8 protein-coding genes are annotated in these 24,509 nt (G+C 39.1%); 2 read left to right on the top strand and 6 right to left on the bottom strand.

Annotation, left to right across the window (positions count from 1 at the left end; translation table 11 throughout):
- Positions 1 to 160: 160 nt before the first annotated feature.
- Positions 161 to 8,332 (bottom strand): immunoglobulin-like domain-containing protein, encoded by an 8,172-nt coding sequence (locus ACKXGU_RS02540; RefSeq protein WP_463466509.1) that lies wholly within the window; start codon positions 8,330 to 8,332, stop codon positions 161 to 163.
- 441 nt (positions 8,333 to 8,773) lie between these two features.
- Positions 8,774 to 15,436 carry an immunoglobulin-like domain-containing protein gene (locus tag ACKXGU_RS02535; RefSeq protein WP_463466508.1) on the bottom strand — a complete coding sequence of 2,221 codons (6,663 nt, stop codon included), beginning with the start codon at positions 15,434 to 15,436 and terminating at the stop codon, positions 8,774 to 8,776.
- 521 nt (positions 15,437 to 15,957) lie between these two features.
- Between ACKXGU_RS02535 and ACKXGU_RS02530 the strand changes: the two genes are divergently transcribed.
- Both ACKXGU_RS02530 and ACKXGU_RS02525 read left to right on the top strand, forming a co-directional pair.
- Positions 15,958 to 17,568 (top strand): cytochrome c biogenesis ResB family protein, encoded by a 1,611-nt coding sequence (locus tag ACKXGU_RS02530; protein ID WP_463466507.1) that lies wholly within the window; start codon positions 15,958 to 15,960, stop codon positions 17,566 to 17,568.
- A 28-nt stretch (positions 17,569 to 17,596) separates the two neighbouring features.
- Positions 17,597 to 19,045 (top strand): cytochrome c biogenesis protein, encoded by a 1,449-nt coding sequence (locus ACKXGU_RS02525; protein ID WP_463466506.1) that lies wholly within the window; start codon positions 17,597 to 17,599, stop codon positions 19,043 to 19,045.
- A 2-nt stretch (positions 19,046 to 19,047) separates the two neighbouring features.
- Here the strand turns inward: ACKXGU_RS02525 and ACKXGU_RS02520 are convergent, their stop codons facing one another.
- From ACKXGU_RS02520 to ACKXGU_RS02505, 4 genes are read right to left on the bottom strand one after another with little or no spacing between them, the layout of a single operon-like run.
- Entirely contained in the window at positions 19,048 to 19,866 is an 819-nt protein-coding gene (locus ACKXGU_RS02520) for a hypothetical protein (RefSeq protein ID WP_463466505.1), read from the bottom strand.
- Positions 19,867 to 19,869: 3 nt separating this feature from the next.
- Positions 19,870 to 21,465 carry a hypothetical protein gene (locus ACKXGU_RS02515; RefSeq protein WP_463466504.1) on the bottom strand — a complete coding sequence of 532 codons (1,596 nt, stop codon included), beginning with the start codon at positions 21,463 to 21,465 and terminating at the stop codon, positions 19,870 to 19,872.
- A gap of 8 nt (positions 21,466 to 21,473) precedes the next feature.
- Positions 21,474 to 22,703 (bottom strand): hypothetical protein, encoded by a 1,230-nt coding sequence (locus tag ACKXGU_RS02510; RefSeq protein ID WP_463466503.1) that lies wholly within the window; start codon positions 22,701 to 22,703, stop codon positions 21,474 to 21,476.
- Positions 22,682 to 24,457, bottom strand: coding sequence for a hypothetical protein (locus ACKXGU_RS02505; protein WP_463466502.1), 1,776 nt, complete (start codon positions 24,455 to 24,457; stop codon positions 22,682 to 22,684). The genes ACKXGU_RS02510 and ACKXGU_RS02505 overlap by 22 nt, the downstream gene beginning before the upstream one ends.
- Between the last annotated feature and the right edge of the window lie 52 nt (positions 24,458 to 24,509).

The raw sequence follows: 24,509 nt of genomic DNA, 5'->3' as shown, positions 1-24,509 counted from the left end.
ATCGGGACTCAATTAAAGTACGGTTATGGCTATGGTAGATTTGGGACCACCAATTTGGACTATTTAACCAGTACTTTTTTCGTTAGTATAGCATAATATTTACCTGTTTAAAATCTAAAAAAGGCAACTTGAATAAGTCGTTTTTTTACTATGAGTAATTTTATTGCTTGATAACCACTTTTTTGTTAATGGTTTGATTATCCTTAGTTATTACTTTAACGATATAAGTGCCATCGGTGATACCTTTCACAGGAATTCTGATTTCAGATGCTAGTAAATATGCACTGGCATTTGTTATTTCCCATGAGTTCACCTTTCGACCAAGAATTTGTATCAAGAAAACCTGTTTGACACGAACGTTGCTTGGAACATTAATATAAATCTCTCCTGAATTATTTAGATAGTTAACTAATAGTTCACTAGTATCATCTGTTTGAAATTCGTCAACAGACAGGCTTTCAGATTGAAATGTAACAAAGAACCTGTCTAGGTATTCGCCAGCATCCATAGCCATTTCAAATTCAGAATCGTTAATTTGAGTATAGGTTCCTAATAAGGAATCATAAATGTAAACATCAATTTCAGATTCGAAATTCTCCAATTCAGTCAATTCAATTTTAATAGTACCATTTGATGTTAAGAATAAACCAAGCGGATATTGTTTGGTAACATCAAATTCACCAACTCCTTGAATGACATAGCGGTTATCTTCAATCATCCAAGACAAGTCACTATCAGTTGATTCATCATTATTCTTGCCATCATAAGCCCAGTCCACACCATCCGTAGCGTTACCATTGGAAACAAAACCAAGTAATAAAGGTCTTTTGCCACCTTCAGGCGATGTAAATCGTAATCTTATACGTTGAATTAAATCTTCGTTTCTATGAGACTCACTATTACTGTTACTTCTGACAAACACTGAACCTTCATAAGAGCTAGCTGTATAGGCTTCGGTCTCATAAATACGTTGACTGTTGTTGAAAACAACATTACTGGATATTGAACCTGCTTCTACAAAGAAACCTTGTCCTACAGGAATATAACGTTCCGGTATTTTAGTTCCGTTATTACTGATTATCAGATCTGGATGCTGTACGGCACCAACACCACCAGTAAAGTTTAATGCGGCATAACCACCTTCATACAACTCGGTAACATGCGTAGCATTGGACGTATAATGCTCCCAGAAATATAGGGTACCAGTAATACTATTCGTACCACCTGGACCATTATCCAATATAAATTCTCTGGAATCTATGGCAGAAGGATATGGGTTTCCAACTAACGATTGTCTAGTGGCACCAATCGGCGTGTTTATGGTTCCATTATTTGGTTTACCCACATATACATAGTTTTGTGTTGCACCGGCATTGCCACTACCTTTCATGGTATAACCCAATCCAATTGGAATAGATGATGAATTTCCAATAAATTCCCATTCATAATAATCTTCAGCTGGATTATTGATATAGGCATATAACCATCTGGTACTCACTTGAGCCGGATTACTCGCAGCAGCTGTGTATCCACCAATCCAGTTAATAGGTCTTCCCATTGGGTTATTGACTGTAGTTGTACCATCTCTTAAAACACCGCTTAAACTATAACTATTACTATTGTCTGCAGCAGCATTGTTTGGCGCAACTGGTGAACTCCAGTAATTGTAATTAAACGGGTTACTAGTGCCTTGTTGATCACGTTCAATATATCCTAAACTCGTGTTGTCAAATACACTTTCATCAACTTGGTTGGCATCATATCGCTTTTGAATCAATTGCGATTCTCCAACTAAATCAATTTTACCATCTAAATCTAAATAATGGGTTACCCATAGCATTTGACCCGTATTGGTTTCATCTTGTGGAGATCCAGAATTAGCAATGGTTAATTCTTTATTGGTATTGTCGGAAATCAATCCTAAAACAGTAATGTCCTTGTTTCCTGAATCAATATTATGTGATATACGCACAATATTCCAGTCAATACGTGTTGAATTATCAATTCCAACACTATTTGGTGCATCCCACACTTGGAAATGTGTCCAAGTATTGTCTGTAGCCCATTGTTGTCCATCTACTCTTGAAGTATATGGAATTGGTGCATTTTCTGTTTGCTGCGAATTGATATTTTTTAGTTTACCTGAAACGGAACCTGCATAAGGTGTCAGTTTGCCACAATTTTCTCCCATTCGGTAATAACCATCCAAATCGTTCCAATTTAAGCCAGGAACATCAAGAGGAATAACTTCACCAGATACAGCCCCAGCATTATCACGAATTTCTTGGTTCATAGTCTCGCGTATTTGATTCACATTCAGTGCTTTATTCCAAATCCGAAGTTCATCCATCCAACCATGATAATAATTTGTTTTGCCTGATGCACGTTCAACGGTTCCCAGCAAACAATCGTTATTGTTAGTGTTAGGAGCAGCTCCAGTGGTTGTATTTATTTGAATACCATCAATATACAATCTATAGGTGCTGCCTTCATGAGTAACAGCTACATGATACCATCTGTTGACGGTTAAAATACGTGAACCTGAATGTATAGTACTATTGTTATATGCAAAGATTAATCGACCAGAGTCATTCAATCTTAATTCATAACCTGAATTAGGAGAACTTGGGTTTCTTTTGGATATGATGGTTTGGTCACCACTTATGGATTCTGGTTTAACCCAAGCAGATATACTAAAGTTACCAGTTAAATCAAAATTATCATCAAAAACCACATGATCATCGTTGCCATCAAAATCCACATTTTGACATTGTGGAATTTTGACATTAATACTGCTGCTACAAGTTACCGCATCATTAGCTCCTGGTGCAGATTCAGATTCTACAACTACAGTCCATGTTAGATTATATTCACCTGGTTCTCCAATAAATTTGGAGTTTGGGCTGTCAGCATCTGTAAACAAATAACTAGGATTGCACCCGCCCAAATCGTCTACAACTGTTGCTGACCAAAATCCATTCTTGCCAGTTCCAAGAGGGTGGTTAGGTGCTATTAAATCTGGTGTTCCTGGATTATTATCATGATCATAAGATTGACCTGGATAAATATAGGCACCAGGTTCCCAAACACCATTGTTATAATTATCTAACGCTGAAATGGTATTGTCGTATGCGGCCAATTGAATTTCGGTTTCACCACATTCATTTCCAGCAGTCAAATCAACATCTTGACCAGCATAAGCTAAACTGGCACTCACGTCAATAAATTCAGTTCCTTCATCACCTTCTGAGCGACAGCCGTTAATTAAAGAGGTCACCCCATAAACTTGAACACCTGGGGTAATAGGGGTAATAGTTGTTGTGGCTCCTGTTGTTACCACTACACCAGCTTCGTCTGTCCACTCGATAACTTCATCAATAGGTGCTTGGGGAATTCTAATATTATCTAGAGCCCATGCACTTCCTGTTGTTCCATTAAAAGTGAAGCGTATTCTTAAATTAACCATCCCTATATAATTTTGTAAATCAATAGAAACAGGTTTATCAATTAATGTGCCTGGAACATTTCTACACTGCCCTGTAAATCCAGGATATGGATTCATAAAACCAGTATCACTTGGGCCAATATAATTATAAGCAGCACCAGGGTCTAATTCTATGTTATAGGTAGCACCACCATCAACTGATAGTTCAATTTTACACCATGAGCCTGCATTTAGATAGTAAGCTTGTTCAAAATCTAATGTCGCAGTGGTAAGGCCTAAAGTATTGAAAACGGGCGTTTCTAGAAGTGTTTGGGGAGAATAGGTTCCTCCAGCAACACCTACAGCTATAGCAAATTTTGTATTGTCGGTTGTATCGTAGCAACGACCTGCAAAATTTTTAGGACCATTGGTTTCAGCCCAAATAGTCTCATTGCCATTATCCGCATTGGCTGGGATGTGACCTAATCCATCTGAATCCCATCCAGGAGGATTAGCTTGGTTAAACAGACCTCCTTCATTAAAATCGGGGATAACACCATATGAACTTTCAGCAGTCACCGTAATCACATCACCAATACAGTTGTCAAATGAGCTAGGACCCACAATAGTTGGTGGTACATCAGGTGGTACTACGGCAACGTAAACGAGATTCGAGTAAGCTTGACAGGCACCAATTTGGATAACTGCTCTAACTAGAGTCGTTTGTAATATATCAATAAAACTATAAGTTGTTGTTGTGTTGGCAACACTTGTCCAGTTTAAACCTCCATTGGTGGAATATTCCCATCGAACAATATTCCCAACATAACCACTTAAAGTGATAATAGCATTTTGAGGTTCATTGGGGCAAGCTGTTACTTCAATGATGTCATCGGAATCAGCTGGTGTTTCCGTATTGGTTAAATAACCAATGGCATTACCACCGTTAATATTCGGACTGGTAACCGTTACAGTTGCTGTACAGGTATCCGTATTGCCACCTGCATCAGTAACGGTGAATGTAATAATATTAGGTCCTATGTTTGTACAATCAAAGGTTGTTTGTGATAACGAATAAGTTAAGTTACTTAAATTACAATTATCCGTTGAGCCATTGTTGATTAGCAAAGGGGTAATACTGGCAGTACCGGTTGCATCATTTAAGGGTAATGTAATGTTTTGACAATTAGCAACAGGATCAACCGTGTCATTAATTACAACTGTTTGGTTTACTATAATACTATTGCCATTCCCATCATCAAAAGTCCAAGCGATCGTATAGGATCCTTGAGTATTGTAAGTTGTTGGATCTGATGTCGTTCCAGTAATCGTTCCATTACAACCATCTGTAGTCGTTGGCGTTGGCACTGTTACGCTACATTGCGCAGTTATAGTTGATAGAGTTGGAATGACAGGATCAACATTATCCTCAACAGTAACTAAAGCTATACATGTATCAGTATTACCTTCAGCATCTGTCACAGTCAAAGTAATATTATTGTTTCCTAAATCCGAACAATCAAAATTAGTTTGAGAAGCACTCAAAGAAATGGTACTACAACTATCGCTTGAGCCATTATTGATATCGGATGCAGAAATAGAAGCATTTCCAGAAGCATTCAATTGAACTGTTATGTTTTGACATATGGCATTGGGATCAGTAGTATCGACCACATTCACGGTACGGGTGACTTGCACCGCTGAATTACCAGCGGCATCATTGACGTTATAAGTTACGGTATAGGAACCCACAGTCGTTTCATCCACAGATGAGTTATCAATGACCACGGCACCAATAGCCAAACAGCCATCACTAGCGGTAGCACCCAGTTCATTATAAGTACCACAGGCTTCCACGGTCACAGTAGCTGAACCATTAAGCGTAATGGTTGGAATCGTGGTATCGACCACATTCACGGTACGGGTGACTTGCACCGCTGAATTACCAGCGGCATCATTGACGTTATAAGTTACGGTATAGGAACCCACAGTCGTTTCATCCACAGATGAGTTATCAATGACCACGGCACCAATAGCCAAACAGCCATCAGCAGCAGTAGCGCCTAATTCATTATAGGTACCACAGGCTTCCACAGTTACAGTAGCTGAACCATTTAAAGTAATGGTTGGAATGGTGGTATCGACCACATTCACGGTACGGGTTACTTGTACAGCTGAATTACCAGCGGCATCGTCTACGTTATACGTTACGGTATAAGAACCCACAGTCGTTTCATCCACAGATGAGTTATCAATGACCACGGCACCAATAGCCAAACAGCCATCAGCAGCAGTAGCGCCTAATTCATTATAGGTACCACAGGCTTCCACAGTTACAGTAGCTGATCCATTAAGTGTAATAGTTGGAATGGTGGTATCGACCACATTCACGGTACGGGTTACTTGTACAGCTGAATTACCAGCGGCATCGTCTACGTTATACGTTACGGTATAAGAACCCACAGTCGTTTCATCCACAGATGAGTTATCAATGACCACGGCACCAATAGCCAAACAGCCATCAGCAGCAGTAGCACCTAATTCATTATACGTACCACAGGCTTCCACAGTTACAGTAGCTGATCCATTAAGTGTAATAGTTGGAATGGTGGTATCGACCACATTCACGGTACGAGTGACTTGCACGGCTGAATTACCAGCGGCATCATTGACGTTATAAGTTACGGTATAAGAACCCACAGTCGTTTCATCTACAGATGAGTTATCAATGACCACGGCACCAATAGCCAAACAGCCATCAGCAGCAGTAGCGCCTAATTCATTATAGGTACCACAGGCTTCCACAGTTACAGTAGCTGAACCATTTAAAGTAATGGTTGGAATGGTGGTATCGACCACATTCACGGTACGAGTGACTTGCACGGCTGAATTACCAGCGGCATCGTCTACATTATAAGTTACGGTATAAGAACCCACAGTCGTTTCATCCACAGATGAGTTATCAATGACCACGGCACCAATAGCCAAACAGCCATCACTAGCAGTAGCGCCTAATTCATTATAAGTACCACAGGCTTCCACGGTTACAGTAGCTGATCCGTTTAAAGTTATAGTTGGAATGGTGGTATCGACCACATTCACAGTACGAGTGACTTGCACCGCTGAATTACCAGCGGCATCATTGACGTTATAAGTTACGGTATAAGAACCCACAGTCGTTTCATCCACAGATGAGTTATCAATGACCACGGCACCAATAGCCAAACAGCCATCACTAGCGGTAGCACCTAATTCATTATAAGTACCACAGGCTTCCACGGTTACAGTAGCTGATCCGTTTAAAGTTATAGTTGGAATGGTGGTATCGACCACATTCACGGTACGGGTTACCTGCACAGCTGAATTACCAGCGGCATCGTCTACATTATACGTTACGGTATAGGAACCCACAGTCGTTTCATCCACAGATGAGTTATCAATGACCACGGCACCAATAGCCAAACAGCCATCATTAGCGGTAGCACCCAGTTCATTATAGGTACCACAAGCTTCCACGGTTACAGTAGCTGAACCATTAAGCGTAATGGTTGGAATGGTGGTATCGACCACATTCACGGTACGGGTGACTTGCACCGCTGAATTACCAGCGGCATCATTGACGTTATAAGTTACGGTATAAGAACCCACAGTCGTTTCATCCACAGATGAGTTATCAATGACCACGGCACCAATAGCCAAACAGCCATCACTAGCGGTAGCACCTAATTCATTATAAGTACCACAGGCTTCCACGGTTACAGTAGCTGATCCGTTTAAAGTTATAGTTGGAATGGTGGTATCGACCACATTCACGGTACGGGTTACCTGCACAGCTGAATTACCAGCGGCATCGTCTACATTATACGTTACGGTATAAGAACCCACAGTCGTTTCATCTACAGATGAGTTATCAATGACCACGGCACCAATAGCCAAACAGCCATCAGCAGCAGTAGCGCCTAATTCATTATAGGTACCACAGGCTTCCACAGTTACAGTAGCTGAACCATTTAAAGTAATGGTTGGAATGGTGGTATCGACCACATTCACGGTACGAGTGACTTGCACGGCTGAATTACCAGCGGCATCGTCTACATTATAAGTTACGGTATAAGAACCCACAGTCGTTTCATCCACAGATGAGTTATCAATGACCACGGCACCAATAGCCAAACAGCCATCACTAGCAGTAGCGCCTAATTCATTATAAGTACCACAGGCTTCCACGGTTACAGTAGCTGATCCGTTTAAAGTTATAGTTGGAATGGTGGTATCGACCACATTCACGGTACGAGTGACTTGCACGGCTGAATTACCAGCGGCATCGTCTACGTTATAAGTAACAGAGTATGATCCAACAACAGATGTATTTACAGCAGAAGCATCAATAACCAAACTGCCTATTCCAGAACAATTATCATTCGCATTAGCTCCTAATTCAGAATACGTAGAACAAGCTTCTATGGTTTGTGGATTGGGTCCATTTAAAGTTATTGTAGGGATAACTGTATCAAGAACGGTTACTTGAGAGGTACAGGTATCACTTAAACCAGTCAAGCTATTAGTAACAGTTAGGGTAACAGTTACGGGTGTTCCAATATCAGAACAGGAAAAACTGGAAATATCCAATGAAAATCCATCTCCAACACTTCCATTATCAATATCAGCTGGAACAATACTGGCACTACCAGTACCATCTAGATATACCGTGATATCTTGACATACCGCTACAGCAATGCGTCTGTCATCAGGGTTAAATGAAACATAATTAGTAATAGAAGCTTTAGAAGTAAACGTAGGTTGATTGTCTTCTAAAGAAAAATCATCCAGCGTTACACTTTTTGAAAAACCATATCCTATGGTCACCAAAAAGGCTACAATAAGTGAAGGCAACGTAATTTTTCTCATACTCAAATAGTTAAAAGTTATGGGGCGTTAACCAATAACCAAAACGAAGCCAAAAATTTAAATGGATTAATTGAACTCTAGCTTGCTTTTAGTCATAGTTAGCTATTAACTGTTCAAGAGGGATAGAACGAAATTATTGTGATACGGTGGTGAGAACAAATATATTCGTTAAAATACCATTTTATTCTTTCTAAAACCGTAAAACAAAGAAAGTGAGTGTGTTATATTATGTTTATGTTAAATTTATGATTATAGCTCACTTTGCATAACTTATTTACAATTACACAAGACAATAATAAAAAGAAATATTCAAAAAACCTACAAAAAATGCATTTTATCGGATTTTTTATACATTTCACGGATTTTTATAGAATGTATTTTATGTAATATCTATGTGATTATAATACTCTTCAAACCAGGTGTCCTTTAGTAAAAAGAGTGTTATTGTTTTATGATAATTTTCTTATTAATAGTTTGATTATCTTCAGTTATAACTTTAACAATATAGGTGCCACTGCTAACATTTTTTACAGGGATTCTAATTTCATGAAAAGATGAAAAATTACTGTCATCAGTTATTTCCCAAGAATTTAGAGCTTTTCCTTGAATTTGAAATAAGAAAACTTGTTTCACACTAATCCCGTTCGGAACATTGATATAAATCTCACCTGAATTGTTTAAATAATTAACCAATAGATGATTTGAGCTGTTATCAAATTCATCAATTGACAGGCTTTCAGATTGGAATGTTAAAAAGAATCTATTCATATAGTCCCCAGCATCCATTTCAAAATTAAACGCACTGTCATTAATTTGAGTGTAAGTTCCAAGAACACTATCATAAATAAATACGTCGATAGGTGTATCAAAGTTTTCTAAATCTGTTAAAGCAATTTTGATATTGCCATTCTCTGTTAAGAATAAACCTAAAGGGTATTGTTTGGTTACATCAAAATCACCAACTCCCTGAATCACATATTTTTCATTTTCTATCATCCATGATAAATCACTATTAGTAGATTCATCATTATTTTTACCGTCGTATGACCAATCTACAGCATCTGTAGCCTCACTATCTGGAACAAAAGCTAAAAGTAGCGGTCTTCGTGCTTGTTCAGGAGAAGTGAATTCTAATCGAACACGCTTAATGAAGCTATCTGTATTTTCACGATTCTCAGAATGGGTTCTTAAAAACACCGAACCTTCATATGAATCTGCAGCAGGGGCTTCGGTCTTAAAGATACGCTGACTGTTCTTGAAAATCACATTGCTATTTGAATCGCCACCTTCCACAAAGAAACCTTGACCAACTGGGATATAGCGTTTAGGTATTTTGGTTCCATTATTACTAATTATTAAATCAGGATGCTGTTCAGCACCAACACCTCCAGAATTGTTTAATGCGGCATAACCACCTTCATACTGTTCTGTTATATGTGTAGTATTAGATGAATAATGCTCCCAAAAATATAGTGTTCCTGTAATTCCTGGATTATCACTAATAAATTCTTTGCTATCAATTGCAGAAGGATAAGGGTTTCCTACTAATGACTGTTGGTTAGCACCAATTTCTGTAGTAATGGTGCCATTATTGGGTTTTCCAACAAATACATAATTTTGATTGGCTGTTGCATTACCACTGCCTTTCATAGTATAACCAAGCCCAATAGGGATTGAAGTTGAGTTCCCAATGTATTCCCATTCATAATAATCTTCTGCTGTATTGTTAATATATGCATATAGCCAGCGAGTACTTATTTGAGCTGGATTACTGGAGTTTGCTGTGCTACCTCCAATCCAACTAATTGGCCTATTAATAGGATCGTCTACAGTAGTGGTGCCATCTCGTAATATGCCACTTAAGCTAAAACTATTACTGTTATCGTCAGCGGCATTATTCTGTGAAACTGGAGAACCCCAATAGTTATAGTTAAACGCGTTGGCTGTACCTTGCTGGTCTCGCTCTATATAACCTAAACTTGTGTTGTTAAAAACACTTTCGTTAATTTGATTCTCGTTATAGCGTTTCTGAATCAATTGTGATTCGCCTACTAAATCTATCTTGCCATCTAGGTCTAAATAATGGGTAACCCATAGCATTTTTCCCGAATTGGTTTGATCTTGCGTTTCATTTGGATTGGAAATAGTTAACTCTTTATCGGTTGTATCTGAAATTAAGCCAAGTAATGTAATATTTTTATCTCCAGAATCAATATCATGTGATATTTGAACGATATTCCAATCTATTGGGCTGCCATCAATTCCATTGCTATTTGGGGTATCCCAAACTTGCCAATGAGTCCATGTGTTATCAGTTGCCCATTCTTGCCCATCTAATCTTGATGTGTAGGGTACAGGAGCGGTTTGAGCCTCACTGGTTGAAATATTTTTCAACTTCCCGCGTATGGAACTTGAAGTTGACTCTAAATAACCACATTGTAGCGTTTCCATTTGAAAATAGCCGGTTAGGTCATTCCATAACAATCCAGAAATATCTATTGGAATTGTTTCCCCATGAACGTTTCCTGGATTTGTTGGACTCGGGATTATTTTTTGATTCATCATCTGATGTAGCTGATCAGGGGTAATGGCTTTATTCCATAATTTAAGTTCATCTATCCAACCATTAAAATATTTCGTTGGTTCGCTAGAATTGCTACTATCCATGGCTCCTAAAATGGTTCTAGAATTATTTCCATTAGGTCCAGAGCCACTTGTTGATTTAATTATTATTCCATCAATGTATAATAAATACTGCCCTGATGCATAAGTGACTGCTATATGGTACCAGCGATCGGTATTAATTCTATATGGAGATGAATTTATGGTCACGGATCGATTTGCATTAAAGGATACTATTCCTAAATTATTTATACTTAAATCATAGCCATTATTAAGATTACGACTACTATCTTTTTTTGAAAAAATAGTTTGATCTCCAGAAATTATCTCGGGTTTTACCCAAGCTTCAATACTAAATTCATCGCCAGTTAAATAGAAGGTGTTACTTTTAAAATCTACGTAATCATTAATACCATCAAAGTCAATTTGATTGCAATTTCTGGTTGTCACCGTGATAGAGCTTTCGCATCCAGCAACAGTCCATGTTAAGGTGTAAGTTCCTTCTTCTGCTGTGAAAAGGGCATCAGGGTCATGAATATTAGAAAACGATCCACCGCCACAAGGACTATTTCCTGAAACACTCCAGGTGCCAATTTCACCGGTGCCCTCATCATCACAATTTATGCAATCGGCTGGCATGGTAAATGCTCCTTTTGTCGCATTTTCTCTAGCGGTTAAGGAATTGTCATAAGCGTTTAATTGTACAGTGTTTTGACCACATTCTTGATCCGTATAGGCCACATTCTCTCCAGCATATGAATATGAAACATATATAGTGGTTAGAGATGTGCCATCTTCATCATAAGTTCGGCAATCATTCACTAAAGCAGTACTACCATATTCATGGACTCCTGGAACTTCTGGAACAAAACTAAATCCTACTTCCGTGGCACCTTCTGCAATTGGTGGTTCATTAGGATTTCCAATGCCATCTGTCCATTCTATTTCAGTTTCAACTACCACCACTGTATTGACAAAAATATTATCCATGGCCCACGCACTTTGATCAGTTGTGCCTGTAAACGACCATTTAATTCGAACATTGTTTTCTCCTAAATATGCTGCAAGATCAATAAAAGTGTCATCGGTATCAAAATTATAATTTGTTGGGTCTGAAGTAGCTACAGATGCAGCTGTTCCAGCCGTAAACCAATCAACATCTCCAGTTCCCGGAACATGCATTATTTGAAGTGTTGAGTAAGTGTTACCACCATCGGTTGATATATCTATGGCTGCATAGTCATTATTCGAAAAATAATAGGCTTGATCAAAAGTTAGACTGGCTGATTCGGCATTGGATAAATCCATTATGGGTGTCTCTAATGTTGTAGGGTTTGCTCCACGGTATTGACTCGAACTATAGTCGCCATAAGCTATGGTATATTTATCATCATTTCCACAATAGACAATTCCTCCATTATCTTGATTGTTACATGTCTTTGCAGACCAATTACGCGGTTTAGTTGCACTACCTCCAGCTGTAAAGCCGCCTGGTTCGCCATCAACTAACCAACCATTGGGATCTTGAGTGTTTAATTGCCCTTGATTAAAGTCACCTGAAGAGTCTGGAATCGATTCTTCCGTTGCCGTATAATTACTGGTGGCAAGAAGATTAACAGTATCTCCTAAACAGTAGGAGGAATCCGGATCTAATATGGTTACTGTTGGAGCTGAACCAGTAGGTAACGCTCTGATAAAAAATTGGGTAGAGTAGGCCGAGCAAGTTCCGGTTTGTACTAAAACACGGTAATATGTAGACACCAAAGCACCAATATCAAATGAAGCAGTGAAATTATTGTCTGTATCTGGAATCACTTCCCAAACCCCATTATTTACAGCATATTGTTCCCATTGAATGATTGTTCCCATTTCGCCACTTAAATTTAAATCTACATTTATAGCGACACTACAGGAAGAAATATCAACACCATTAGAAAAAACGGTAGATTCAAATGTCCCTTGTAATGTTCCGCCATCCACCGGAATAGGATTCAATGTAATATCTTGTGATTGAATGGTCATATTGCCATTACTATCTATAAACTCCCAATCTATTGTCTGGGTTCCGCTAAATGAATAGGGAAAAACAAAACCAGCACTCAATGAGCCATTTATGGTTCCATCACATAAGTCTGTCGCAGTTGGAATGACCAAATCTGAAATATCTGTAATTTGACAACCGTCTAATACTAAAGGGGCTAAATTAGGTAAATCAGGTGTTGGAGCGTTATCTGTAATTGTAATATTTTGTGGATGTATTATAGAATTACCAGCTTCATCAGTAAACTCCCAATAGATGACATCTGTACCTATGGTATCAAATGTTAAACTAATAAGACCTGTTGTGCCTGTAATAATCCCATCACAATTATCAGTAGTTGTTGGAGGTGTAACAGTTAAGCTACATTCTGCTGATAAATTAGGTAGAACAGGTGTATCAGGATTCGTGACATCCTCGATAACGACATTTTGCGTTTGGGTTGTGGTATTGCCATTTCCATCGTCATAGGTCCAGGTTACCACAGTAGTACCTTGCGAGGTAATAGGTAATGTTGCGTTATGTGTAACCGTTACTAAACCATCACAGTTATCTCTTGCTGTAGGAGCGGTTAACGAACCCACCGTACATTCAGCTGTAATATCAGGTAAAGAGACTAAACTAGGAATTGGAGCAGTTATATCATCAATAATAACGTTTTGCGTTTGGGTTGTGGTATTGCCATTTCCATCGTCATAGGTCCAGGTTACCACGGTAGTACCTTGCGCGGTAATAGGTAATGTTGCGTTATGGGTAACCGTAACAGGTCCGTTACAATTATCTCTAGCTCCTGGTGCGGTTAATGAACCAACGGAACATTCAGCAGTAATATCGGGTAAAGAAGCTGAATCAGGAGTTGGTGGTGTTACGTCATCAATAATTATTTGTTGTGTTTGGCTTGTGGTATTGCCATTTCCATCGTCAAATGTCCAAGTAATTATATGTGTACCCTGTGTGCTATAGGTTAAAGGGTCTGTTGTTCCTCCTGTAACAGTTCCAGCGCAAGCATCTGTTGTTGTAGGTGTTGGTGCAGTGGCACTACATTCTGCTGTTATTGTATTTAGTATTGGAGTTACGGGGTCAATTGTGTCTACTACAGTTACTACCGCTATACAAGTAGCTGTATTGCCTTCTGCATCTGTAACAGTCAATGTAATATTATTATTTCCTAAATCTGAACAATCAAAAGTTGTTTGTGAGGCACTTAAAGTAATGGCACTACAACTATCAAATGAACCATTATTAATATCCGATACTGTAATAGTGCCATTTCCTGTTTCATTTAATTGTATGGTAGTATTTTGACAAATGGCATTAGGAGCTGTAGTATCTTTAACATGCACTGAACGTGTCATCTGTGTTGCAGGATTTCCAGAAGCATCCAGCACATCATAAGTAACAATGTATGTTCCCACAGTAGTAGTGTCAACAATATCACCACCAATAGTTACGGAACCGATAGATAAACAACCATCATTAGCAGTCGCACCCAGTTCGGTATATATATCACAAGCCTCCACGATTATTGTAGCAGCTCCATTAAGTGTAATAGTAGGCGGTGTGCTATCTTCAACATATACGGTGCGTGTCATCTGCGTAGCAGCATTACCTTCGGCATCGGATACGTTGTAGGTTAAGGTGTAGGTTCCCACGGTCGTGGTGTCCACAGTATCCCCGCCAATGGTCACAGCACCGATTGGCATACAACCGTCATCTGCGGTTGCACTTTGTTCGATATAGGTACCACAGGCCTCCACGGTTACGGAGGCAATACCGTTTAGTGTTATGGTCGGATCGGTTGTATCAACGACGTTTACGGTACGGGTTACTTGTGCGGCATTATTTCCAGAAGCATCGGTAACATCATAGGTTACCGAGTAAGTACCAACAATCGAAGTATTAACAGCCGAGGCATTAATAGATAGACTGCCCACCCCAGCACAATTATCATTCACACTAGCGCCTAGTTCTGTATATGTTGAACAGGCTTCAATAGTTTGCGGGTTAGCTCCTGTTAATGTAATTGAAGGGTTTATATTATCTAATACGGTTACTTGTGATGTACACGAATCGCTTAAACCTGTCAAACTATCTGTAACCATTAAAGTTACAGTAACAGGCGCACCAATGTCTGAACAGGAAAAAGTAGAAATATCTATTGAAAAACCATCTCCAACACTACCGTTATCAATATCGGCAGCAACTATAGATGCATTACCTGACATATCAAGATATACATTAATATCTTGACAGGAAGCAATTGCTATTGGTCGAGATGACTCATGAGGTCTAAATGAAACATGATTTTCAATAGAATTAATATTTTGGATTCTATGAAAATATGTTTGAAAACCATAATTATCAAGCATACCTGGTTTGGAGAAACCAATAAAACTTGTAAATATTAGAATTACGGCAAGCAGGTAAAAAGTATTATTTTTCATACTCAAATAGTTGATAGTTTGGGGCTTAAACTATATATAATTAAAATTTAAATAGACGAATTTAATGTTAACTCATATTCTGATGTTATAATTTTAAAATTGTTATTTTAATAGCTTTTAGGTATTAATAAAACTTCATTTTAAAGTTAGTTCAATTACTTTTCGATGCAATGTTAGGTATTTTTTTTGATAAAACCTACAAAAAAATGCATTTCATCGTGTTTTTTTTACTTTACATCGATAAAATGAAACGATCACTCTTTAAAAAAGCGCCTGTTTTGCTAATATCAGATGCCTTTTCAATGAGCCAACTTAAACTATAAGTCTCAAAGCATACTTTTTTGTGATTTTAGAAAAAGCCCGGTTTTGAGTTTTTAATAACAACCAAATAACAATATGAAAGCTTAATATCCTGAAGTTTTTTTTGATTTTCAATCATTTAAATAGGTTTGGGCATTGGAGGCTATTTAAAATAAAAAATACTATATTCCCATAATCAAACTATCAATTAGAATTACACCTTGTTAAAAAGAGTCAATAAGATCATTGCCCGCTTGTTTACTACCAGAGCAGCTGGTTTTTATTTTTTAGTATTTGCTGCTTCTATTGGATTGGCAACGTTTATAGAAAATGATTTCGGAACCAGTGCAGCACAAAAACTAATTTTTAAAGCCTGGTGGTTTGAACTATTATTAGTGTTATTTGGAGTAACCATATTGATGAACATTTTTAAGTTTCGCATGGTGCAACAAAAAAAATGGGCTGTTTTGACTTTCCACATAGCCATTGTCATTATTATTATTGGAGCAGGTGTTACGAGGTACTTTGGTTATGAAGGCGTGATGCATATTCGGGAGCAGGGTACCAGTGATTATTTTTTGTCAGCTGAAAGCTATCTGAAGTTTCATGTTGAAAAGAATGGCAAATCTTATGCTTTTGATGAACCAGTACTATTGGCGTCATTAGGAAATAATAATTTTTCAGAAGACTATCTGATTGATAACGATGAAATCACGGTAACCCTTCAGGAATTTATTCCGAACCCGGAATTAACCGTCGTAACAGATGCTGACAATGGAAAGCCAACCTTAAAAATTGTAATCGCCGGCATGAACGGTAGGGAGGAGTACTATCTATCGCAAGGAGATATAAAACGCTTTGGTGGGCGGGTTTATAATTTTTCCAATCAAAGTCAGCCTGGAGCATTTAATATTCAATATCAAAATAACACCTTATCATTCGGTACGGATAGAACCCTTTTTGAAACGGTCATGGCTACCCAACAGAGGGATACAATCGAAGCTGGTCAGACAGCTAACTTAAAATTAAGAGCCTTATATTCAGACGGTGTCAATAATACGGTCTTTCCAGAGTTTTATACAAATGCCAAAACGGAAATACAATCCAGTGATCCCAAGGTCAAGAATGAGAGCACGGTAGCGTTAATCTTGAATGTCTCGGCAAAAGGACAAACAAAAGAAGCACTGGTTTATGGAAATAAAGGCATGCCTGGTGTTCCAACGGTTTTGGATTTTGATGGTCTCAAGTTTAAAATTGCCTATGGTTCCAAAGAAATAAAAGTACCGTTTCAGGTTCAGTTGAACGATTTTATTATGGAGCGTTACCCAGGCACCAACAGTGCATCTTCTTATGCCAGTGAAGTAACGGTGATAGACCCAGATAAAGGCGTCAATATGGATTATAGAATCTATATGAACAATATTTTGGATTATGGAGGTTTCCGATTTTTTCAATCCTCATTTGATAAAGATGAAAAAGGAACCTACTTAAGTGTCAATCACGATTGGTGGGGAACGATTATATCCTATATCGGTTATGCACTGTTGACTATTGGTATGCTACTGACCTTTTTTAGTAAGAATACACGCTTTTACAGTGTGCTTCAAAAAATAAAAAGCTTGCGAGCTAAAAGTGGGACATTCCAATTACTGGTAATAGCCCTAATACTGTCTAGTTCAAGCATATTAGCTCAAAAGCAAGTGGTATCCCAGGACCATGCGGAAAGTTTCAGTACAGTTGTCGTACAAGATTTTAAAGGACGTATGAAACCCATGCATACCTTGTCTCGAGAAATTATGCGGAAAGTGTCCAGAACAGAAAAGCTGGGGTGAGCTCACGGCAGATCAAGTGGTTTTGAGTATGTTCATCAACAAACAACAGTGGTATGATGAACCTATGATTTATTTAGGTAAAAGTGAAAAAATTAAGAACCAGTTAGGTGTTAGTACCAAATATGCATCATACAAAGATTTTTTTGGTGCTGATGGTAAATACAAATTACAATCCGAAGTCAGACGCGTGTACAGTCTGGACCCAATTGATCGGGACATCGATGCCAAAGACCTTATGAAGATTGATGAGCGCCTGAACATAGTCAATATGGTTTTTTCAGGCAGTATTTTTAAAATTGTACCAAGACCCAATGACCCGAACCACCAATGGGATGGTTATACCGGTCATAATCACGATCATGATCATCCTACTGTAGCCCAAAACTTTTTTAATACTTATGGCAATACCCTGATTGAGGCTACCAAAACGGGAGATTATAAGCATGCAGGTCATCTGTTACAGGAGTTGAAGGATTTTCAGGCGCAAGAAGCAGCATCTATTATTCCATCACCATTCAAAGTGAAACTGGAGATCATGCTGAACAACATGAATGTTTTTACCCGGTTAGCTGGCTTCTATATGATATTGGCACTGGTGTTATTAGTGTTGCTCTTTATTTCAGTATTCAAGCCCTCATGGCATCTCAAAAAAATATACTACATCCTTTTTGGATTGATTGTTCTGGGTTTCATATTACATTCTGTGGGATTAGGTATTCGTTGGTATGTTTCAGGTAGAGCACCATGGAGTAACGGTTATGAATCGATGATCTACATCGCATGGACATCCACTTTGGCTGGATTAATATTTACAAGAAAGTCATTTGGAGGTTTGGCGGCAACTATGGTATTGGCAGGAACCGTTCTGTTTGTATCGACATTAAGCTTTCTGGATCCTGAAATTACACCATTGGTTCCCGTATTAAAGTCCTATTGGCTTACTATTCATGTATCTATGGAAGCAGGTAGTTATGGATTTTTAATGTTAGGTGCTATCATTGGTTTAATCAATTTAATTCTGATGATTTGTTTAACTGAAAGCAACAAACCCAGAATAAAACGCATGGTTCAAGAGATGAGCTATATCAGTGAGTTGACACTTATGGGTGGATTGGTTATGGTTAGTATCGGAACTTATTTAGGTGGTGTTTGGGCCAACGAATCCTGGGGACGTTATTGGGGATGGGATGCTAAAGAAACCTGGGCTTTGGTAACAATTTTGGTCTATGCATTTATTTTACACATGCGCTTAATCCCCAAGTTACGCGGTTTGTTTGCTTATAATTTAGCAACGATATTTGGCCTGGCTTCCGTATTAATGACTTACTACGGTGTCAACTATTATTTATCAGGGTTGCACTCTTATGCAACAGGCGATCCAGTTCCCATTCCAACATGGGTATATGTGGCTGTTGCTTGTATCATCGCTATCAGCATTTTGGCGTTTATCAGAAAGCGGAAATTTAGTATGAGCTGATACTAATGTTTGGTGATTTCGCCATTTTCCAAAATGAGGTCATAACGATACCCAGCACCAAAATCCACATCACGGTGCACCACGGCCTTAACGGTTACAGTATGCCCTTCAGGAATGTAGGTGTTGGATGTTACCACAAAATCATAATCATCTTGAGTACCGTCTTGTAAGTGATACCAATTCCGATCCATGATATTCGGATTAACTTTCACAATCTTGCCCGTAATTTCTACCACTTGGTTTTCATATTGTTCAATATTATTAACCACATCAGCAATACTTACTGCACCTTTTTTAGGGGTTGCTGACGTATTTTCAGAAGTTGAAGATGGAGCTGAATGATCATGATTTGTATGAGTTTTAAAGTTATCTGCCGTATTCATGGAACTATTCCCACCATGGACTTTGGGCACAATATTGGAAACCAGATAAATGGTATCAAAGGTCTTTTGATACTCCTTGCTTTCAAAATTGGTTTTTAATAAAGCATCCTTGTAAAAATAGGTTTCCCCAATAGTAACATCTTGGTTTCGTGTAGCAATCCAGAAAGAGCGTCCATTTTCAGTGACGTTCATATAGATATACTTATCAGTAGGAAGTGTTTTGTTCACAACAACAGCATGCAAGTTTTCCATAAAACCATTACTAGTTGACAAGCTTTCAGATGTGTTACTATTGTTAGTTTGCGTATTTTCAAAGATACCACTGGAAGGTTGATCCTTGGAGTCTTCAGTGGCTGTAATAACTTTAGGACCTTGTTTACAAGAGTTGATGAATAATATTGAAAGAATAAGAGTTAGGGTTAAGGGTGTTCGAGTCATGATTTAGTTGTTCTTTTTACTTCTAAAGCGTTTGGTCAATTGGGCATAAACGCGAATGTTGTTTTCTTCTTCAAATTGGGAATATTCACCAGATAAAGCAAATTGCCAGGTCCTGGCGAAATTAAAGTTTAAGTTAGCACCATAATAGTCCTGTTTGTAAGGCGTACGTTGGTTTTCATAATCATATTCAGCAGTTCGGTAGTATATTTCGGCGTAAAGCAAATCCTTAAAGAGGGAGCGTGAATATCTTACAGAGATAATATTACTGGTTAGATAGTTGTTTTGGTTTAAATTATAGGAACCATTCAAACGCCCACCCACTTTCGGAATATTGGCAAACGTCAAATAACCAAAATAGTTATCCGATTTGTTTTGTTGGTCACTGGCAAAGCGTTTACTATAACTACCGCCTAGCCAAATATATTTAATGGGTCGCAAGTTCAGTCTCGCCCTAAAGCCCTGTCTGGCTAAATCGTCATCCAATATTTGATCGATTTGCGACTGAAAGGTTTCATAATAAATAATGCGTTTTCGCGAATCATAGGATACCATAATGTTGGCATAACGACTAAAGCGGTATCGCAAGGACGAGTACAGATTAGTCAAACGGACATCCCCTTGTGGATTAAATAAATCCAGCTCCGAAGACACAAACAGCCCTAAATTCTTGGCAATCGTACTGGAATGCTGAAAGAAAAGATACCGTCTGTCTGTGGCACCTTGATTGGTTTGTTCCATAGCACCAACGGTTGTGGTACTCCTAAAATGACTATTAGTGGTTTCCACACCAACATAACCACCATATTGAAATAAATCCGAATTAAAGCCATAATCAAATACGTCTGGCCTAAATCCAACAATACCGCCCACATAAAACTTGCCGAAATATTTCTCTAACTGCAAACCATCATTGGCTCCAAATACCGAAGCTTTTGGATTGATTTTTCGTCCCACTGCAGCCCAAAAGGTAGGTGTAATATCATACTTGACATTAAGGTTGTACACATTGAAAATATTCGTTCTGCCCAAATAATTATCGGCAACCGTAATGAGGTTTTGATAGGACAGAAAGGTTTCAACCGAAAATTTACCACCACCAATATGATTGGCGTTCAAGGATACACGCCCCAATAAACGCTGATTATCATCCCGAACATCGGAAAATTGATTATAACTGGCCAAACTCACACGTCCTGTTATGAATTCTTTGTAAAGGGTTTCCTTTTCTTCGGGAACGGTTTGTGGTACGGCAACTTCAGCTGGAATACTTTCATCCACATTATCTTCTATGACTTCTGTTACTGGAGCAATGGCTGGCAAGGTATATATAACCGTATTGCCTGTTTGCAACTCACAGTCATTGATGGGAACGCAAACAACCGATGAGGACGATTTTACAGTCACCTTTAAACAATCCGTGCCATTGAATTGGAGCACATCATCAACCGAAATAGCGTCTGTTGATGTGAACTTCACATAGATATTGGATGACGTCACAAAGGAAACGGTTCCCTGCAAGGTGTTATTCTGCTGCTCTTGACAAAAGAGCGGAGCTGAACTGAATAGGATAATATGTAAAACTATAAAAAATCGTTTCATACCATGCATTAATCAGAACCATCTGGATGACACTGCAGGCAGGCTGTACTCTCATACACATAGCCATTAACATCTTCATGTTCATCAGCTGTGTCACCAGCTGTATGACAGGTTATACAGGTGTAAATGGAATAGTCATTCGGGTTGGTATGGCAATCGGTACAGGAACTCCATTCATTATCGTGTCTACCACTATAAATGGGGAAATACTGCCCGTCATGGTCAAAGGTCGCTGGTGTCCAACCTGGGTTGGTACTATGGCAAGAGGCACAATCCGTTGGGAAATTGGCCGCTTGATGGTTGGGGTCATTGGTAGCATTGTAATCATCTTGATGACAGGCTACACAGTCGGTTGGTGTATTGGTATAATTACCGTTAATATGGCAGGCTGTACAATCGTTGATATCATGTCCACCACTTAAAGGAAAAAAGTCGTGATTAATGGTCGCTGGTGTCCATCCAGGTCCTGTAGAATGACATTCAGCACAATTAGTCGGAAATCCGGCACTGGTATGGTTCGGATTGGTAGTGGCTATATAGTCATCCTCATGACAGGAGATACATTCGGGTGAAATATCAGAAAAATTCGTAACATCATGACAACGACTACAATCCTGAATGTTATGTCCACCTGTAAGCGGAAAAAAATCATGAATAAAACCATCCGAACTCCAGCCGGTTCCGGTAGGTGAGTGGCATTCGGTACAGTCTGTTGAAAAACCCGATGCTGTATGGTTAGGACTGGTCGTGGCCATAAAATCTGCTTGATGGCATTCAATACACTCATTGCCCAAAGGCGTAAATACCAGACCCGATTCACCTTGATGGCACTCAATGCAGTTCACACTAAAATGGGCTCCAATTAAGGGGAAACCATTGGATTCATGAATTTCAGGGACATTAAAAACCAGCCAGTTTTGGGTAGAGTGGCAGCGTACACAATCATTACCAACCGATTGTTCATGGACATCAGTATGGCAGGATAGGCAATCATTGGGCGTATTATCAAATACCAGCGTGTTGTGGCAAGATTTACAGTCGGTATTCTTATGGGCACCCTCCAAAGTAAAATTGGTGGTGCTATGGTCAAAGGTTGTGGTTCGGTAGTCCACAGTCCAACCATCTGGATTATGACATTGTGAACAGTCTATCTTCAGACCATCTCCATGGGGCGATTGCGCCCATAATGCCGTGCAAGAGAGGCAAATCAAAACGATTATGAATGGCAGTCTATACATTCCAATTTGTTTAACTTATAGATAAAGGTTGGCTCTCCTTGTTTATTTTGTGTCTCATGGCAAGCCCTGCAATCCAACCCTTCATGCTTTCCGGTTAACGGGAAACGGGTATCGTTGTGGTTGAACTTTTCTGGCAACCAGCTACTCGTTACATGGCATCGGGAACATTCGGTTACACCATTTACGGCAAAACTATCATCATGAATATTCTCATGGCATGATGCACAATCTGTGTTTAAATTAGTAAAATTCTGCGAGATAATCGTCTCTTTTTCAGAAATTTCAAAATGACATTGGCTACAGGCAGCCTCCAAGTGGCGTCCAGTAAGTGCCCAATCTGTTTGATTGTGGTCAAAATTAACGGCATCCCACGCTTCGGGCCCGTGACAAGACGCACAATTTTGCTCTGGATAATAGCTTTCAGGAATGGCATTCTCATGAATATTATCATGGCAATCAATACAGGCTATGCCAATATCCCGAAACTTCCAACGCTTAGAGGCTTCATCAACATGACAGGCAAAGCAAGGTGTTGCCGCATGTGCTCCAGCCAAAGGAAACGCGGTGTCTTGATGTTTGTCAATAGAAAAGGAGGTAAAGGTAAAAGGTTGCTCTAACGAATGGCAGGTATCACAGTCCGGTGAAATACCGCCTTCAGCAAATTGCCCCTGATGATAATCATCATGACAATTTTGGCAGGCTGTAAAATCAATAGGCGTGGAGAAGCGCTTTTCATGGCAGGCTCTGCAATCTACGGATTGATGTTGACCTTCCAGAGGAAAATCTGTGACACTATGATCAAAAAAGTCCATAGATTTTAAAGCAATAAAACTTTGTTCCTGATGGCACTTGGCACAATCCTGACCGTATTTGTTCTCATGTGGATCTTGATGACAGGCCACACAATTACTTTCGGCTACAGCGGTTTTATCTTGAAATACGGTTGTAGGACTACTGGTTTTAGTATGGCATTCAAAACAGTTGATGGTTTTATGCTGACCATTTAAGGTAAATCCAGTTGCCGTATGGTTAAAACGCCCAGTTCCGTTAAAGGCACTAAACGAACTTTCGGTATGGCATTGAGCACAGGCTCCTGGTAAGTTTCCTTGGTGCGGATCGCTGTGGCAGGCTTTACAATCATTAAATGCCAAGCCTTTAAACTGTTGAAATTCCTTACCATCTTTAATGGTAACTTTATGGCATTCCTTACAGTCAACAGTGGCATGACTACCATTAAGTGGGAACGCAGTGTCGTTATGGTCAAAATTGGCAACTGGCGAAAAAGCCTCCATGCTATGACATTTTAGACAGTCATTGGGCATACTACCCTGATGAAAGTCATCATGGCAGGACAAACAATTGGTTTGCAGCCCCAAATACGTATCGGGTCGTTTTCTAATATCAGCATCCGCAATATTGGTAGCTTGATGACATTGTTTGCAGTCTACAGATTTGTGCGCACCTTCTAGGGTATACCCCGTTTTATTATGGTCAAACGATTTGGAATCAAAGCGCACCATATCAAAGTTACGCCCGTGGTGTTCGCTGTGGCACTTGGTACACGATTGTGTTTTGACTTCTCTACTGGCATGGAATCCACGATTTTGGTTCATCAGGTTACTGATCTCATCATGGCAGTCCAAACATTTAGTATTCGTAACCTTATCGCCCAATTCGTGACATTGGGTACAATTACCCATACCTTCCAATTTGGCATGTGCCTTGGTCAAGTCACCTGGGGATATTTGTGCCATAGTGCGGAATCCTATGAATAGGAAACCTAAAATGAAGCCATATGTCAAAAAC

The organism is Hanstruepera sp. CR43, assembly GCF_055227665.1.
This window is presented reverse-complemented; position numbering and strand designations above follow the sequence as displayed.